The sequence below is a fragment of the uncultured Methanobrevibacter sp. genome (assembly GCF_902784195.1).
Taxonomy (GTDB): domain Archaea; phylum Methanobacteriota; class Methanobacteria; order Methanobacteriales; family Methanobacteriaceae; genus Methanobrevibacter.
In genome coordinates this window covers 119310-132895 of record NZ_CACZTX010000001.1, presented here as the reverse complement: position 1 = coordinate 132895, position 13586 = coordinate 119310, and the positions used below count along the sequence as shown (strand labels likewise).

The following is a 13586-nucleotide window of genomic DNA, read 5'->3' as shown; positions in this document are numbered from 1 at the left end:
ATTATACACTTCCTTGGGCTGGATTGTAATATACTGTGAGAGTAGGACCGATGACATAGAACAGTCCAGGGTTTGTGGTGGTGTTGGCTCCGTGGGACAATACCAATTTCATGCTTGAGCTGTTCACTCCTTTTGGAGTGGCTCCCGGATTGGACCAAGTAACAGTGCTGCTGGTGTATGATCCGTTTCCGCCCTTTGTGCCTGTTCCGCTCAGAGTGGTTCCGCTTCCGCTTCCAGTCAGCTTGACCGTTCCTGCTGGAATGCTTATGTATGCGGTGTTGCTTGAGCAGGTTCCCTGCTTGCTCTTCCATGTGCAGACAATCTTGGTGATTGTCGCTGTTGTAGGAATGTTGAATCCGAAACCTGACTTCTCGATGTTGGCAGGACGGTTGTATGAACCGTTCTTACCTCCGATAGGTGCGGAGGAACAGGTGTTACCTGCCCTGAGATTATTGTCATCGCCATTGGTGTATGTGTCGTACCACTTACGGTAAGGGGCGCTGTCGCTAGCAGGATTACTCACGATGGTTCCGACATACTTGCTGACGGACTTAGGACTAAGTATGGTGAATGTGGTTGTGAGTGTCTTGGCGTTGTACTGTGAGTCTCCGCTGAAGATGTACTTGACATAGACCTTTGTTGGAGTCCAGTTCATGGTCAGCTTAGCCTTTCCACTGCTATCTGTTGTCCTGTCATAATTGCTGAAGCTGGAGTTGTCGCGGGAGACTGAAATCCTCACAGTCTTTCCGCTCAGCACATTGCCCTTGCTGTCCTTGAGGACACATGCAGTAACCCAATCCTGATAGATGTCTCCTGTGAGGGCAGTGATTGTCGGCGTGTCCTTTGTGAGTGTAACATTGACAGTCTTGCTTGTAGAATCGAAATGGCTGCTGTCTCCTCCGAAGACGGCATAATAGCTGTGTGTTCCGACGCTTCCAGTATGGCTGAAGCTTGCGACACCGCCTGATGTGCTTAGAGTCTTTATCTTTGTTCCGTCCTGATAGAAATCAATCTGACCGTTCACAGCATTTCCTGACTCATCAGTCAAGGTAGCCTTTATGGTGAAGCTGTTCTTGAAGCTGGTACTGGTGGTCGAAGTGGTGAGTGAGATGTTGGTGTTCACCCTGCTGTCAATCTCTATAGTCTTGTTGAGCACTGCACTTTGGTAAATGTCATTGGCAACTGTGGTTATTGTGATGTCCAGATTATCCTCTCCTACCAAGGTATGATTAAATGTGTATAAGCCCTCATTATCTGTGGTTCTGCTGTAGTTTGTGTTGTTTATATTAAGCGTAAAGTTGAGATTATCAATGCCTATTCCATTCCTGTTGATTATTGCTATTGTGATAGGTATCACATCACCAACATTGTAGGTTCCAGTAGGAACCAAGGTGTCGATGATAGGAACTGCCAACGATTTCTCAATCTCAGAAACCTGTGATTCTGCACCTAAAAACCTTTCCGTCTCCTCATAAACTGCCTTGAACTTAAACATGATTTTCACTCCTAAGCTATCTGCTTGACTACAATGTTCCTGTAATAGGTTTTCCTGTTCAACTGCCATTCGGAATCTATGCCGAACCTTGTGCTCTCATTTATTGTGAAGCCATTGAGATTGACGCTGTAGCTGGCAATCACACTATGGTCCTCAAAATCACTTATTACTACGCTGAAGACGCCATCCTTGACCGTGAACTTGCTGTGGATCCACATCTGATAGGTGTTGCCAGGATATTTAGGAATCTCAGTGAAGGAGCCGTTGACCTTGTATCCTACCCAATACTTGTTGTTTCCGTCATCTGTCAACTTGTACCAATTGTTGGCGTCATTGTAGATGACAAATCCGCTTGACCCGTCTGTTCCACTGATATAGCTGTCGAACTCTATGGTGAAATTGTCGGTGAGTCCAGTCAATGGAGTAATAGGAATGAATGACTCCTTCTGGCTTCCAGTATTCGTAATGACATAGCAAAGGTTTGTTCCGTCAAATTCGATGGTTGCAGTACCGCTTCTCAATGGTATTGAGCTGCCATAATTTGTCAAGCCGCTTGAGGATGAGCAGCTGTCCTCGAAGATGACAGTCTCCTCTGCAATGTCGGACAGGGTGCTCACATTGACAACCAAGGTGGCGACACCATCGTCATCAGTCATTCCTTCTCCCAAATATTCATCCCCGTTATAGAATTTCACTGACTGCCCGACAATGCCGAAGCTCTCATCTCCAATCAGAGTTCCGTACAATGTAACAGTATCAGTCAGGCTGTCAATTTCGGACGGATCAATGCTCAATGTTAGAGTGGTCTGCTCATATACATTGATTGCAACCTCCTTGACGGACTCCAGATAGGTGTCCTGTCTTGGAAGCACACATTTAAGGCTGTACCTTCCGCTAGCTTCGGAACTGAAATCAAAGCCAATCAATTCATCGCCAACTCCAAAACCGTCATTGCCGGTCTCGAGCTGGGCAATCAATTCATCGTCATCATAAATGTAAAGGTCAACGCCGCTTACAGGATTGTCCTCCTCGTCAGTAACCATGACATCGATGTGGGCTGTGGAATTGGGCAGAATGCTGAAGCTGTCAGTGATGAAGGTTATTGTCAGCTCACTGCCTGTTCCCATGTAATAGGTCTTCATAATGACCTCCTCAAAGTCAACGGTTGTGTTCTGCTGTTGCACCCTGCAATATAGACCTTCTATGTTGTCCTCATTGTCCAATATGTTGCCCAATCCTCTGACGTGATTGGGCTGCAAAATGTAGCTTTTCATTGTCTAGACTCCTCTGTTACGATTCAATTTAAGCTTTATCTTCTCCTTCACCTTCAAGTCAAGGTTCTGGAACAGCTTGCTGTTCACCAATTTGTGTATGAATTCGTCGCTCAAGGTGGACTCCTCAATGAGCCTAAGCACCTCATCCTCGCTTACTGAATCAGGAAGGTTTATGAACTCATGCTTCAAGGTAAGCTCTCCGCTCACAACAAGCTCATTCTCGACTTCGACGAAATCTCCAGTCCTTGTGTCGAAGTCCTTTCCGGTGATCTCATCGGTCGCTATGTTGTTCAGCTTTATGTCATCAGGAGCATAGTCTGCCTTCAAGGTAGGGGCTGTCAGGTCAAAATCGCTGAAGCCGTTCACTATGCTGCTTCCGACTGCCCTTCCGACAGTCAGTCCTGTTGAGGTCATGTCTCCGACCCTTCCGAGAGTGTTCTCGAACTCCAGGACAACCTTCCTCTGTATTGTACCTGGAGAGGCAATTCCCATTGAACTCAACAGTCCGCTGACGATGTTCCTTCCTATCTGGCGAGCCTTTGCGACCAGCTGGCTTCCTGCACTCAGCATGCGGGAGCCGATTCCCATGAACTCGCTGTATACCTTTCCGGGCAATCTGCTGACCTGTCCTGTAACAGCAGTTACTACACCTGAAGCCTTGCTCCTTGCATTGCTCACCCAACTGGAAGCGCCGCTGGCAATCCTGCCTGTGGTGCTGGAGATGTAGTTTCCAACCCGGTTAGGCAACTGGCTGAAATAGCTGACAACGCTAGACAGGAACTTGCTGGAGGCACTCTTCCCTTTGCTCACGATAGTGGAAGCCCAACTTATAACGGAGCTTATTGTCCTTGTCAGGTTTGTCATGACGATGGACGCTACACGGGTGAAGATTCCTGTCAAGGAGGATATGATTGTCCTTAGAATGCTCACGATATTGCCGACTGCACCTCCAATGAATCCAGCTATTGCACCGAATACGCTCATGAAGACAGCCTGTGTCTGCCTCAATGCAGGAACGATTCCCGGTGAACAGCCCAGCAATATGCAGACAATCCTTCTCAAAGCCTCGACTATCAGTCCGACAGGACCCAAGATAGCCAATGCAACGCCAAAGCTTCCAATGGCTTCCCAAGCGCTTTTCGCACTGTTCACAACCTTGCCCAAGAAGTCTCCCAACTGTCCGAACACATCGATTATCGCCCTTACGATGTCAAAGCTTCCTGTGGCGCTAGGAGGGAACAGCTCGTTCCAAGCCTTCCTAGCCCAATCTATGACAGGAGCCAACGCCTCGCATATGTCATTCCAAGCGTTAGACAGGTCCTTCAGGAATCCTTGTACGTTAGGATTGTTGATGAATGCGCTCCAAAGCCTGTGCAGACCTGCTGTTATGGCACTTATCATTGAGCCCACATCAGTCCACCATCCGAAGCTCTTTCCTACTTCATAGACTGCAACTGCAATGGCTATCAATGCAACCGCTACCCAAGTCAAAGGGTTAGCCAATATCGCAGCAGCCATTGCCCAGAAGCTTGCAGTCAAACCGCTGTTAGCGGCAGTCTGAAGCACAGCAGCGTCCGCACCTGCAATCTGAGCTATTGTCAGGAATGTGGACTTCAATGTAACTGCGTCCTCAGCAACTTCCATCAACCCCAAAAATCCTGCTGTCTTTTTGACGGCACTTCCCACATCATTGAAAACGCTTATCATGGGGGCGATGCTTGGAGCGACAGTTGCAAATCCGCTGACTGCGCCTGCAATGCCTATCAGCCCCTGAAACAATCCAGGAAACCTGTCATTCAAGTCATTGAGCTTCTGCACAGCCATGTCTATGTATGGAGTGAACATCTCTCCCACATGCCTACCTGCGACACGGAAGTTCTTCTTCAATGTCTCAAGGTGCCCTGTTGTGGTGTCGAGCATTCCGTCCATGTCTCCGCCCTTCTCAAGAGCCTTGTCCAAAGCCATCTGATAGCCCTCGACATCGTCAGCCGCACCGCTCCATCCAAGGTCTGTGAGTGTCTCCTTGGTGATTCCGAAGTTTGACTTGAGCATGTCGAACTCACCGTTCAATCCTCTTCCTGCCGCTTGCATGAGGGAAATCGCCTCCTCACCGCTCTTTCCCATGAGGATAGCTCTCTGACCTACATCGTTCACGGTGCTTGAGAACATCATCAATTCCTCATTGCTCATTCCTGTGGACATCTTGATTGTTGACATAGCCTGTCCCAAATCGTCCAATGAGACAAGGCTGTGGTTGGTCATCTCGTCAAGACCCATGAAGTAGTTTGTTGAGTTCCCGTTCAAGTCCTTGAAGACCTTGTTCACACCAGTGAACCCGTTGAGCAGATGGTCTCCTGCCTTCGCACCGCCCATTGTGGCATTTGTCAGTGCAGTCATCCTCTCACGGTTCATCGCCAGTCCGACAGTCAGCTGTGAGATGGAAGCCATTCCTATCGCACCGATTGCAGAGGATATTATTCCTCCAAGACCGCTGAAGGCATTTCCCAAGTTCTGGACCTTTGACTTGACGGAAGTGATGGCATTTCCCAATGCTGTCCTTATGTTTGTGGCTGTGGTCTGAACCTTGGTCTTGATGGAGTCCCACTTGTTGCCCAAACTGGTCTGGATTGCTGTGCCCAAGACAAGTATCTTTCCCTTTGTGCTGTCAAGGGAATAGCCCATTTCCGAAACCTTGAGCTTTGCCCTGTCCAGGTTTGAGCCAATGCTTGGGTCAAGCTTCATCTGATTCAGCATGTTCGCTGCCTGTGCTGCACCTATTCCTACCACTCTAAGCTTTGAATTGACTTCCTCTATTTGTTCAGAAGTCGATTTCATAGTCATCAATGCCTTCTGCTCAGAAGCAGATAACTGGTTGAAGCTCTGCTTTCCAGTTATTCCTATTCTTGTCAGATGTTGCAATACCTTTGCAGATACTGGATCCAGTTCGCCCAGCTTTTCCAATGTTCTCCTTTCTGCATTGGTGAGTTGGTTGAAGCTTGACTGTCCGTTGACTCCTACCTGCTTCAGCCTTTGGGTTACCTTGTCCAAGTCCGTTCCAAAAGAAGTGAGTTCCTGATTGAATTTTGTGTTTGAAAGTGATGTTGTAAAGGTGCTGTCAATTGTGTTTCCCAATTTCCTGAAGCTGTTTTCAACCTTTTGGGCGACAGATGATGCCATGTCCTCTGCCTTGACGATTATGTTCATTACATTGCTTGACGGCATTCTCCTTCACTCCTGAAAAATAGCTAAAATTTACTTTCTTCCACTTTATTCATTTCCTGATATAGTTCAAGTCTTCCTTTTGTCAGGAAGACAGCTTGCAGTATGGTTAAATCACTTTGACACCTTGTCAAATGGTAGCCGCAGTAATCCAACCATAGAATCTGCCTACCTTCCTTTGATTTAATGAAAGGTATCTACCTCATCCTCAGAGAGTTCTATTCCACTCAATCTGCGGACATGGGAAAACAGTTCTTCAAAAAGTTTGTGAGGCATCTGCTCAATCTCTGTCTCGCTCCAAGCCTCCTCGCCGACATTCTTCTCATTGTCCAATGACATGAAGATGGCTTTGGTCTTAGCCTGGTGCTGTGCCTTTTGCTGCAATTCGAGATTTATCTTTCCTTTGCTCTCGACTACACTCTTTGGCTTCTGCCTTCTTCCTCTGTGGGCAGTCTCGTTGGTCTCGAATATGCCCATAGCCTTTGCCTCAATCTCATCAACCTCATTGATTTCCGCTTGGGAAAGGGGTCTCAAGTACATCTCGTCCCCATCCAAAGCGTCAATCTTCACCTTTTCAATCTTCTTGACACCCTTCAGGATGTCTGATTTCTTTACTACAACCATGATACCTAATCCTCTTCAATCTCTTCAACAGTAATGTCAAAGCTTTCGTCAATGTCATTTACGGATATAATGCTTCCTGAAACAACCTCGTACCCTTCAACAATCACATCATACCTTCCAGGAGCCACATCATTGAAGGAACAGCCTCCTGCACTGCCTGTGGTTGCCTCAAGGCTTTCTTCAGTAACTCTGTTGACAATTGCAACATTGCCTGATACAGGCTGTTCATTCTCGTCCTTGACTGTAAGCCTTACGGTAGCGCTTGTTACACCTTCACCGCTCTTTATCTCAGGCTGGTCATTCACAAGCCTGCAATACATGTCTGTCAATACGCGGGTTCCATCCAATTTTGTGGCATAGCCTGTTCCCATGGCGTCCAAGTTGAATGTAACCTCAATCTCGTCAGCCTCGCTCAACTCATAGTCCACCGCAAATATGCACTCGGGGAATGTGATCTCAAGCCTGTCGGTTGTGTCCTCACAGACATTGCAGATAAGTTTTAACGGAATCTTGCAAAGCTTGCATTCAGACGGTCCATTTCCGACTTCACCATATTCCGCTTTCTGTATCAGTTCAAAGGTTTCCCTTTCCAAAGTGCTAACAAATGAAATGGTTATGTCCCTTCCTTGAGCAGCGGCTTTCCTTTGAGGACCACGGCTACCCAATCCGATTGTCTTGTCGACATTGATGTTGTTCTTTCCTTCAAAGCTGAAGCTTGAAACGATTCCTGGAGGTGCAGACTCGTCTATCTCAACGGAAACATCATAGAACATCAATGCCCAATCTCCGTCGATAAGCTTGACTGCATAATCTTCCATGTCATCAATCTCATCGCTTGTCTCTGTCTTGTATACAAAGTCAGCAGTGAACTTCATGTACTCGTCGCTAACCTCCATCTTGAAGTTGTCAAGCAAGGAGCCCACAATGGTCTTCTCGAATATGTCAAAAGTAACCCAAAGGGTGAAGCTGCTCAACTTGTTGTTCTCTCCTCCCCAGAACTCATGGGTGTTGGGGCTGGAGCCTCCGTCAGTGAAGTGATAGTTGTCCAGGAATGCCTTGAGATAGTGCCCTATCCTCTTAAGGTCAACCTCACCTTCGATGTTGGCAGTAGGCTTGTACACACCTGCCCTTGCCTTCTTCTTCATCCTTGATCCGCTTGACTTTGTGTTTGGAGTTGAGTTCAGGGAAGCCTTTGCCTTGCTCACTTCCTGATGGAAGTCGGGCGCTGACTCAGCAACTCCATACCTTGCCTCTTCCTTAATTCCTACAACACGAATTCCCATAAAATCTCACCTAATCATACTTTCTATTACATTTCAACCAATCAACAATATAAACAAAATTAAAGATTATGCTGGTTGCGGGTATCCTTTCGCTCTTTCCTACAACCGTTACCTCTCCTACTGGATACAATGTCTCGAACTCCAGCTTGTGGAAGAACCTGTTTGGCATGGAATCGTCAACCTTCACCTTGTTGAAGTTCTTCATCAGGCTTGAGCCGACCCTGCTTGCAAGGCTGATTCCCAATATCTCAGCCTCCTCCAAGTCATCGCTGTACTCTACGCACACGAACTCGAATGGAACTGACAATGTAATCTTATTGGAGAGATTCGCCTTGTCATTGACCCATCTTGTAGTAGGGTGCTGCACAATCCATATCGCAGGAGGGTCCACAGGAACATCACTGTTCACGGATGGAATCAGTGTCTCCACATCCTCAAGCAATCCTCCTTCCTTTATCTCATGTTCAAGATATGCCTTTACAGTCTGAGGAACAAGCGAAGCAGTATTTACGAATTTCATGAGTCCATCTCCATCATTGCCCTAATCATAAATTCCTGCACTCTCCTTTCAGTCATTTCCATGCTTCTCTCAACAAACCTCTGAGGCTTCTGTCCTCTAGTCCATGGAACCACAACAAGCTTTCCCTTGAACTTTCCTTTGTTTGGTGTAAAGGCTAAGAACTTTCCGTTCTTAGGTCTTATCTTATGACCAAAAGGACCGTACAGACCTGTTCCATCATTTACGAAAATGGCATACTTTGCACTGCTTTTCACAGTCCTTTCCAATTCTCCTGTCTGGAAGATTACCCAAGAGCCCTGAAGCCTTCCATGATCCACAGGACTCAACTTCTTGAGGTTTCTCTGCAATTCATTTGCAGTCAACACAACTGTCCTTTTAGCAACCTTTTTGAACCTTGGCTCCAATGGCTTGAGTTCCTCAACGTCAATCTGCAATTTCACCAAGAGTCATCATCTCCAGTGATGACGAAGAAGTCAATCTCGTCTCCTTTGTAGCTTTTCCTTTCATGCACGAAAGGAGTCAAGTCCCTTTTCAAGTCATTTGAGAATATGTTGGAACTGACAGTCTGCACGTTCCATTCCTTGACCTGAATTACGGGAGTGTCCTTCCTTGCCTGAGCCAATGCGACCATGTTTGCAGTAAGCCTAAGGCAGACATTAACAACTGCTGGAGGTATCTCCTCCAAGTCATTGAAATCGTAGTTGCAGTAGGATATTATAAGTCCTTCTGACTGCAGAATCCACTTCTCAAGCAATGTTTCCAGGCTGGAGGTGTCTCCCTTCTCGAACCTGAATGTCTGAGGCTTGACTCCTGTGAACTCGATGACATCTTCCGTACCAATCCAAGTCATATTGCCATCTCCTCAATCAAGGATACTCTGCCTCTTCCAATGGAATCTCCTTCTGAGGACCGACTGCTGCTGGTGGACCTTCCAAGCTTGGACTGTCATCATAGTCTCCATCATAAACTGATTTGATAAGTTTGTAGAGTCTCTTGTGGCTTCTCCTGTCTATGACGGAAAGTTCTTCCCATGGAGGCAACTCAGGAAAGGAATCTCTTATGACAGCATACCTTTTCTTCATGCTTCTCCTTTCAATCACAGACAGTTCGTTCCATTCAGGAAGACCTAACTCATCCTTCAAAACATTATAAAGCTTTCTAGGAGACTTGTGAACGGATATTGCCAAGTCCTCCCAATCAACCAATGCCATCAGTATCGCCTCAACCAATCCTATAAAGCAAATGAGAAGCACAATGATATGCGAAATCATACCATTATGCTCTGGAGAGTTCAGGCAACGCCTCCGCATCGCTTGAATTCATTACGCTTACAACTGCTCCGTTACGGAAGTAGTAGTCCACATCGCCGCGGATACGGAACCAGTATCTTGTGAGCTCGTTCTTGGCAATCCTTTCAGGCTCTACAGAAAGATTCTTCCATATTCCGTAAGCCAAGTTCTTAGGGTTTGTGAGCATGGAGCATACCCTGTTGCCCAGTATTCCCCTTCCGTCCTCATCATCCAAGGTGGAGCAATGCTCAATAGGTATTCCCTTGTAGGACAAGGCATTGAACCCTATCTGTGCGGAATCACCCAAGCCAGTTCCTCTGTTTATGAGGATGTTCCTGTATGCGTCCTCGACTTCAAAAGGAACATAGAACTTGAGCATTCTCCTGTTTTTCCTGAATCTTGGAGGCAATGCCTTAATCATTGCGTCGAACATCGCTTCAGGACCGTCCTCAATGTCAAACATTCCATTGCTAGGAGCTATTGACCTGCTGGATATGTGGTTTGCGCATTTCTTGAGCCATCCGTCATTTGTGTTGAGAAGAGGATCGTCGCTTCTTGCAACTTCGCTGTCAGCAAACAATGCCCAGTATTCCAAGTCCTCCCCAATCCTTTCTCCCATCATCTGGAGAAGGGTCTGCTCGAATTGGGCTTGTGTCATGTTGTCCTCCTTCTCGTCATCCTCGATTTCGCACATTGCCTTGAGCTTCTTGACGTCCAATTCGTTTGCTCCGAAGTCGACGTCAGCCGCAGGAATCTCAGGGTCGGTCTCGCCGTTCACGTCATAACCGTTTGTGAGGACTCTTCCGTTTATTCCTACCCTGTTGAGATGCTTCTTGAAAGATTTCATCAGCTTGAAGTCCGCATCTCTTAAAATTGTATTGTCCAAGGTTGCTTCCCTGAGGAAGTAACCTAACTGCTCGACGTTCAATACAGCCTTTCCTGTCTCCATGTCAGTCCTCATGGACTTGAAGACTGCCTTTTCCTGCTCGTTTACCAATTGGTTTAAAGTAGCTTCGTTTCCCATAGTTACACTTCTTTCCTAAAATAAAACTGTTGATGTATGATTATAATTTCCTGACTGCAGAGCCTGTGTTGTCCCTGCCCATGATTTCATAGACACGTGCGGCTCCGGTCTTTGCAACCTTCTGGTTGTCCTTGATGTCATGATTTGGAATGGATTTGCTGGACTGGACGTTCTGTGAATCGTCATTGCCCTCTACTTCTTCCTCATCATCTTCTTCATCGTTTTCGTCATCTTCCTTCTTCTTGGCTTCGTCATCCTCTTCCTTTTCCAAGGATTTCCTGATAGCCTTGAATAGCTCGGTTCCCAAGGTCTCGAACTTTTCAGACAATTCCTTCTCCAACTCTTTCTTAAAGGTTTCAAAATCGTCGGTGTTGACGAAATCCTTGGTAACTTCGTCCACAATGGCTTTGATGTCCAATTCGATATCCTCGTCTTCAGGCTTCTTGTCATCCTTGTCATCTTCCTTGTTGAAGATTCCTTTTATGGACTGGACGAAGCCTTTGGTTTCCTCTTCCAACTTATCGTCTATATTTTCGCTCACAACATCACCGTTCTCTATATCTTCTTTCATACTGCAAAATTTAGCTCCTCTTACGCAAGGCTTCCTGACAAGGCTTATGGTGAAACCCACTGGGTCCTTGATGTCTTTCATCAGAACCCTTCTCGGCAGCTGGATCTGCTTGTCTGCAAACTTCTTGCTCACAGTTGTTATGCTGTATCCAGTGTACTCTCCATTGAGTGCCTTTTCCATTTCCTCCTCGTCAGTTATCATTGTGGTGGCTATCCAGGTTCCCTTAGGATATTCGTTGACTGTTCCGTCCAAGCCCTTGAGGCTTATCGGCTCATTAGTTATATATGACTCCACAGGAACGCCTATGACCTCTCTGGTCTCGAAGAACTCATGGTTCTTGTCGACAAGGCTGTAATTTGCCAGATACTCATGTGCAATCTGCCTTATCTGACCCTCGGTCAACGGCTCCTCGCCGTATATGAACTCGCAATCCCTTTCACCTGGAACTAATACTGGAGCTGTTATAAGCAAAGAATCTCTTGATTTTGTAACAACTTCTATAATACTAAAACACTCCATTGAAAAATAGCTAAATTTGGTGAACAGGCTTATAGCCTTCAACCAACATAGTGGAAAATTAGAAAAAAATGAAAATAATTTAACAAAGTTTTATAATTTATAATAAAAAATCATAATATAAGTTTTCGAAACTTGAATAATGAACATCTTATGATTTATATTTATTAATTTTGACATTAATTGAATAAAAATTAATAAAAATTATATAATATTAAAAATAAATTTAATTTTGTAGAATGTTATTGAGGAGGTTTAATTTTGGAAATGAAAAAAATTATTTTGGCATTATTCATTATAGGAATAATTGCAGTTAGCATTTCTTCAGTTAGTGCTGGAGAAAAGGTAACAGTTAAAGATTACACATTCGAATTACCAGATGATGCAAATATTACACAAGAAAAAGACGATTTAGTTTCATTTGAAGCAACTGAAGGCATGAAAGGATTTATAGGCTATATTGATTATGAGGAGTTATATAGTTTTACTAAAAATGATACTGATTACGTTGTTGAAAGCATGAATAGTAGTCCTCAAACATATTATTTCATTGATAGATCCATGCAAATTTGGGGTTATTTTATGACTTTCAATACAAATGGTCATAATTATATATTTGAAGTTTATAATAATGAGACTCTAGACACATCACCTTCAGAAGAAAAGATGAATATGACTCTTCAAGAAATCATTGACTTCTATGATAAAAACCCTACAATAAATTCGGTTTAAGTACATAATTATTAATCTATTTTATATGATTGCATGGCAAATAACAGGATTGTTGTTTTTCGTGCAAGATATTATGTAATGTTTTTGAGAATTTTAATCACGATGAATAATTAATTATAATTGGTGGTGAAAAATTGAGTGATACAGGAGATATATGTATATATGTTGGTTTAGTAATATTTGTAATGTTTATTATTGCTATCATATTTGGAAATAGCCATTTGAATGCAGGTATGGCTGCTGGCTTTGGAATGTTCATATTTATTGTAATTGTTGCAAGTGTTTTTTGTAAAGCTTTAAATTAAAAAACATATGAACACTTATGATATGATTACAGCATTATAATAATTATTTTCTAAAATATAGGATAATTAATTTTTTTAAGGAGACATATTATGGTTAGTGGTTTTGCATTCTTATTACCTTGTGCAATATGCTTAATATTATTAGTAGGATTTTTGTATGTACTGTTTAATTAATAAATTTCATACTTAAAAATACATTTCTATTTTCTAAATTCTGCTTATATAAAAACTAAAATTTTTACTATTTTTTTAATTTTCACTCTAACTACTGAGTGCTTACTGAGTTCCTACTGAGTGATTTGGGAAAAATTTCAGTTCAAAATCTCAAAAAGTGAAATTTTTTTCAACGCTCTACGGTGCCTTGATTACACCCTAAACAAAAGGACAACCATTTTTCTCTCCACAACAGATCACTGGCGAGAACAGGAGAGACCAGAATCTCACTTTTCTCTGAACGGGTTCCTTCAGATAGCTTAATGCAGAACCATTCTTTACCTTATTTTATTGGTATTTTTGGTTCTTTTTTGGGAAAAAAGTATTACTGAGTAATACTTTTTGAAATACCACCATTACAAGTGTAAAATCACATTCAGAGAGTCGGTGAGTGATTTTTGCCATCGTTCATTGAAAACGATTGCTTGGACTTTTTCACTTGTAATGCCACCTACCCTATTTTCACCACCAAAATTTCGGAAATTTTTCATGGAGCAGTCTACGGTTGCAGTAACCTATGA

General features: G+C 44.1%; 16 protein-coding genes and 1 pseudogene. 3 read left to right on the top strand and 14 right to left on the bottom strand.

The annotated features are described in order from the left end of the window. Nucleotide 1: 1 nt before the first annotated feature. The 3 genes and pseudogenes from QZU90_RS00685 to QZU90_RS00680 all read right to left on the bottom strand — a co-directional run bounded on the left by QZU90_RS00685 (nucleotide 2) and on the right by QZU90_RS00680 (nucleotide 2538). The gene (locus QZU90_RS00685; RefSeq protein ID WP_296854858.1) at nucleotides 2–523 is read right to left on the bottom strand and encodes a hypothetical protein; all 522 of its coding nucleotides are present in this window, start codon (nucleotides 521–523) and stop codon (nucleotides 2–4) included. A gap of 336 nt (nucleotides 524–859) precedes the next feature. Then, nucleotides 860–1123: pseudogene (locus QZU90_RS09645) on the bottom strand (Ig-like domain-containing protein); the annotation flags it as partial. A gap of 383 nt (nucleotides 1124–1506) precedes the next feature. Then, nucleotides 1507–2538 carry a hypothetical protein gene (locus QZU90_RS00680; RefSeq protein ID WP_296854856.1) on the bottom strand — a complete coding sequence of 344 codons (1032 nt, stop codon included), beginning with the start codon at nucleotides 2536–2538 and terminating at the stop codon, nucleotides 1507–1509. Nucleotides 2539–2547: 9 nt separating this feature from the next. Between QZU90_RS00680 and QZU90_RS00675 the strand changes: the two genes are divergently transcribed. Then, nucleotides 2548–2691, top strand: coding sequence for a hypothetical protein (locus QZU90_RS00675; protein WP_296854855.1), 144 nt, complete (start codon nucleotides 2548–2550; stop codon nucleotides 2689–2691). An 81-nt stretch (nucleotides 2692–2772) separates the two neighbouring features. Here QZU90_RS00675 and QZU90_RS00670 read toward each other — a convergent pair whose 3' ends face one another. After that, nucleotides 2773–5385 (bottom strand): hypothetical protein, encoded by a 2613-nt coding sequence (locus QZU90_RS00670; RefSeq protein ID WP_296854853.1) that lies wholly within the window; start codon nucleotides 5383–5385, stop codon nucleotides 2773–2775. Further along, nucleotides 5328–5504, bottom strand: coding sequence for a hypothetical protein (locus QZU90_RS00665; protein WP_296854852.1), 177 nt, complete (start codon nucleotides 5502–5504; stop codon nucleotides 5328–5330). The genes QZU90_RS00670 and QZU90_RS00665 overlap by 58 nt, the downstream gene beginning before the upstream one ends. A gap of 17 nt (nucleotides 5505–5521) precedes the next feature. Between QZU90_RS00665 and QZU90_RS00660 the strand changes: the two genes are divergently transcribed. Continuing rightward, the gene (locus QZU90_RS00660) at nucleotides 5522–5845 is read left to right on the top strand and encodes a hypothetical protein (protein WP_296854851.1); all 324 of its coding nucleotides are present in this window, start codon (nucleotides 5522–5524) and stop codon (nucleotides 5843–5845) included. 326 nt (nucleotides 5846–6171) lie between these two features. Here the strand turns inward: QZU90_RS00660 and QZU90_RS00655 are convergent, their stop codons facing one another. The 8 genes from QZU90_RS00655 to QZU90_RS00620 form a co-directional block, all read right to left on the bottom strand. Continuing rightward, nucleotides 6172–6612 (bottom strand): hypothetical protein, encoded by a 441-nt coding sequence (locus tag QZU90_RS00655; protein WP_296854849.1) that lies wholly within the window; start codon nucleotides 6610–6612, stop codon nucleotides 6172–6174. 5 nt (nucleotides 6613–6617) lie between these two features. After that, nucleotides 6618–7895: a phage tail tube protein gene (locus QZU90_RS00650; RefSeq protein ID WP_296854847.1), complete on the bottom strand. Its 1278-nt coding sequence runs from the start codon at nucleotides 7893–7895 to the stop codon at nucleotides 6618–6620. 10 nt (nucleotides 7896–7905) lie between these two features. Further along, nucleotides 7906–8415 (bottom strand): hypothetical protein, encoded by a 510-nt coding sequence (locus QZU90_RS00645; RefSeq protein WP_296854845.1) that lies wholly within the window; start codon nucleotides 8413–8415, stop codon nucleotides 7906–7908. After that, complete coding sequence (locus QZU90_RS00640) at nucleotides 8412–8849, bottom strand: HK97 gp10 family phage protein (protein WP_296854843.1); 438 nt, start codon at nucleotides 8847–8849, stop codon at nucleotides 8412–8414. The genes QZU90_RS00645 and QZU90_RS00640 overlap by 4 nt, the downstream gene beginning before the upstream one ends. Before the next feature lie 2 nt (nucleotides 8850–8851). Further along, nucleotides 8852–9169 carry a hypothetical protein gene (locus QZU90_RS00635; RefSeq protein ID WP_296854841.1) on the bottom strand — a complete coding sequence of 106 codons (318 nt, stop codon included), beginning with the start codon at nucleotides 9167–9169 and terminating at the stop codon, nucleotides 8852–8854. A 112-nt stretch (nucleotides 9170–9281) separates the two neighbouring features. Continuing rightward, nucleotides 9282–9725, bottom strand: a complete 444-nt coding sequence (locus QZU90_RS00630; protein ID WP_296854839.1) for a hypothetical protein — start codon at nucleotides 9723–9725, stop codon at nucleotides 9282–9284. After that, entirely contained in the window at nucleotides 9691–10728 is a 1038-nt protein-coding gene (locus QZU90_RS00625; RefSeq protein ID WP_296854837.1) for a phage major capsid protein, read from the bottom strand. Before QZU90_RS00625 ends, QZU90_RS00630 begins: the two co-directional genes overlap by 35 nt. A gap of 40 nt (nucleotides 10729–10768) precedes the next feature. Then, entirely contained in the window at nucleotides 10769–11818 is a 1050-nt protein-coding gene (locus QZU90_RS00620) for an XkdF-like putative serine protease domain-containing protein (protein ID WP_296855315.1), read from the bottom strand. A 258-nt stretch (nucleotides 11819–12076) separates the two neighbouring features. Here QZU90_RS00620 and QZU90_RS00615 point away from each other — a divergent pair, with 258 nt between their 5' ends. Further along, entirely contained in the window at nucleotides 12077–12547 is a 471-nt protein-coding gene (locus QZU90_RS00615) for a hypothetical protein (RefSeq protein ID WP_296854834.1), read from the top strand. Between the two features lie 874 nt (nucleotides 12548–13421). Here the strand turns inward: QZU90_RS00615 and QZU90_RS00610 are convergent. Then, nucleotides 13422–13556, bottom strand: a complete 135-nt coding sequence (locus tag QZU90_RS00610; protein WP_296854832.1) for a hypothetical protein — start codon at nucleotides 13554–13556, stop codon at nucleotides 13422–13424. Nucleotides 13557–13586: the final 30 nt, after the last annotated feature.

What these genes read in the sequence shown, in the direction of transcription:
- QZU90_RS00680 (WP_296854856.1), bottom strand. Translation starts at nt 2,538, where the DNA reads ATGGTTACTGACGAGGAGGACAATCCTGTAAGCGGCGTTGACCTTTAC.
- QZU90_RS00660 (WP_296854851.1), top strand. Translation starts at nt 5,522, where the DNA reads ATGTTCGCTGCCTGTGCTGCACCTATTCCTACCACTCTAAGCTTTGAA.
- QZU90_RS00655 (WP_296854849.1), bottom strand. Translation starts at nt 6,612, where the DNA reads ATGGTTGTAGTAAAGAAATCAGACATCCTGAAGGGTGTCAAGAAGATT.
- QZU90_RS00650 (WP_296854847.1), bottom strand. Translation starts at nt 7,895, where the DNA reads ATGGGAATTCGTGTTGTAGGAATTAAGGAAGAGGCAAGGTATGGAGTT.
- QZU90_RS00645 (WP_296854845.1), bottom strand. Translation starts at nt 8,415, where the DNA reads ATGAAATTCGTAAATACTGCTTCGCTTGTTCCTCAGACTGTAAAGGCA.
- QZU90_RS00630 (WP_296854839.1), bottom strand. Translation starts at nt 9,725, where the DNA reads ATGCGGAGGCGTTGCCTGAACTCTCCAGAGCATAATGGTATGATTTCG.
- QZU90_RS00625 (WP_296854837.1), bottom strand. Translation starts at nt 10,728, where the DNA reads ATGGGAAACGAAGCTACTTTAAACCAATTGGTAAACGAGCAGGAAAAG.
- QZU90_RS00620 (WP_296855315.1), bottom strand. Translation starts at nt 11,818, where the DNA reads ATGGAGTGTTTTAGTATTATAGAAGTTGTTACAAAATCAAGAGATTCT.
- QZU90_RS00610 (WP_296854832.1), bottom strand. Translation starts at nt 13,556, where the DNA reads ATGAAAAATTTCCGAAATTTTGGTGGTGAAAATAGGGTAGGTGGCATT.